A 1,931-nucleotide genomic window follows, 5' to 3' on the forward strand; every position below is an offset into this window, starting at 1 on the left:
AGAATGTGTATAAGAGACAGACCTTCTCCCCCACCAAAAAACTCCTCGGCGCGCCATCGTTCAAACTCAATATCGCCACCGTCCCGCTCCCGCCCGCGATCACCCCACTCACCTTGATATCCACTGGTGCGGTCTCATTGGAGAACCACTGCAACGCCGGGCTGTCACTTCTCGCCGCGAGCACTTGCGGGGCGGCTGCGGGGGTGTGGGATTCCGCCGTGGTTAGCAGCAGCGACGACCATGTCGCGACGCCAACCAGGGCGGCGAGCAGGGCCAGGGCCTGGACGGTTTGCGCTGGGGTAATCCGTGCGGTGAGTTTCATGGGTTGTCACTCCTTGTTGTCCCTGTTGCCAGCCTACGCGGCAATTCTCTCCGTTTTATTTCACATGCCTTACATGTTCGCCGGGCACGATGGGGTGGGACGCCAAGGAGCGCGTGGGTGATGAGCAGGCAGCGTGGTTTTACGTTGATCGAGTTGATGGTGGTGCTGGTGATCATCGGGATTGCCAGTGCGGCGATCAGTTTGAGTATCAAGCCTGATCCGTTGCAGTTGTTGCGCAAGGATGCCGAGCGGGTTGCGCAGTTGTTGCAGGTGGCGCAGGCCGAGGCTCGCGCCGATGGGCGGCCGATTGTGTGGGTGGCGGATGCCAAGGGGTTTCGCTTTGGGCGGCGTGGGGATGATGGCGTGGGGTTTGAGTCGTTCAAGGAGGATGCGCAGTTGCGCCCGCGTGTGTGGCAGAGCCCGAAGGTCGAGGTGCGTGTGGAACCCCGGCAGACGGTGGTGCTGAATGCCGAGTGGATCAATCCGCCGTTGCGGCTGATTTTGTCGGATGGGGCCAATCGGATGAGTGTGCTGCGCGATGGCAGTGGGCGGATCAGTATTCAATGAAGACTCAGCAAGGGTTCACTCTGATTGAGGTGATGGTCGCGATTCTGCTGATGGCGGTGGTGAGTCTGATTGCCTGGCGCGGGCTGGACAGTGTGACGCGGGCGGACAGTCATTTGCAGGCCAGCAGTGAGCAGAGCGATGGGTTGTTGCGGGTGTTGAATCAGTTGCAGCGGGATGTGGACATGCGCGCGGGGGTGGAGTTGAGCGAGCCGCGCAAGGTCGGGGCTGAGGATGAGGCGCCGACTGCGCCGCCGGCGGTGACGGTGCGCAGTAGTGATAGCAAGGGGTTTCGGCTGGACATTATTCGTAGCGCGGCGGATCAGCCGGGGGCGTTGCAGCGGGTTCGCTGGTGGGTCAAGGGCGATACGTTGTATCGGGCGGTGGCTGAGGCGCGCAGTCGCTATCCGTTGCCGGCGCCTGGGAATGGGGTGGCGGTGTTGAGTGAGGTGAGTGATGTGCAGGTGCGGGTTTGGGAGGTGGATAAGGGGTGGCGGCAGTTGAGTGGCAATCGGCGGGAGGATCCGTTGGGGTTGGAGATTAGTTTGAGTCGGCAGACGGCGCAGGGGGTTGAGCGGTATCGGCAGGTGATTGGGTTGTTGCAATAATTTGGCAGTCACCAAGCAAATGTGGGAGCGAGCCTGCTCGCGAACGCGGTGGGTCAGTCAATGTTGTTGCCACTGGTAGACCGCTTTCGCGAGCAAGCTCGCTCCCACAATTGGGTTGGCGGCGGTCAGTTGCAGGTTGGGTGGCTGTTAGGCCGTCATCGCTGGCAAGCCAGCTCCCACAGAGATCGAGTGCGACCGGAAGATATTGGTCAGCTGGGCAACCGCTTTCGCGAGCAGGCTCGCTCCCACAATTGAATTAGGGGCAGTCAGCTTTAGCTTGGTTGGCTGTTAGGCCGTCATCGCTGGCAAGCCAGCTCCCACAGGGTTCGAGTGCGACCGGAAGATTTTGGTAAGTTGGGCAACCGCATTCGCGAGCAGGCTCGCTCCCACAGAAAGCAAAAGCAAGATCAAAAGATCGCAGCCTTCGGCAGCTCCTA

Annotated in this window: 3 protein-coding genes; 2 read left to right on the top strand and 1 reads right to left on the bottom strand. The window is 60.8% G+C overall.

All coding sequences use genetic code 11. From position 1 onward, the window contains the following. A partial coding sequence (locus tag D8U71_RS07255; RefSeq protein WP_130887499.1) for a general secretion pathway protein GspC occupies window positions 1-322 on the bottom strand: 322 nt, incomplete at its 3' end. Window positions 323-442: 120 nt separating this feature from the next. On the opposite strand from D8U71_RS07255, the gene gspH reads away from it, so the two are divergent. Together gspH and D8U71_RS07265 are read left to right on the top strand one after the other, a co-directional pair. Beyond that, window positions 443-889: a type II secretion system minor pseudopilin GspH gene (gspH, locus tag D8U71_RS07260; RefSeq protein ID WP_130887500.1), complete on the top strand. Its 447-nt coding sequence runs from the start codon at window positions 443-445 to the stop codon at window positions 887-889. Then, a complete protein-coding gene (locus D8U71_RS07265) occupies window positions 886-1,494 on the top strand; it encodes a prepilin-type N-terminal cleavage/methylation domain-containing protein (RefSeq protein ID WP_016774975.1) in 609 nt (202 codons plus the stop codon). The genes gspH and D8U71_RS07265 overlap by 4 nt, the downstream gene beginning before the upstream one ends. Window positions 1,495-1,931: the final 437 nt, after the last annotated feature.

It is taken from the genome of Pseudomonas sp. Sample_21 (assembly GCF_004307525.1).
Taxonomy (GTDB): Bacteria; Pseudomonadota; Gammaproteobacteria; order Pseudomonadales; family Pseudomonadaceae; genus Aquipseudomonas; species Aquipseudomonas atacamensis.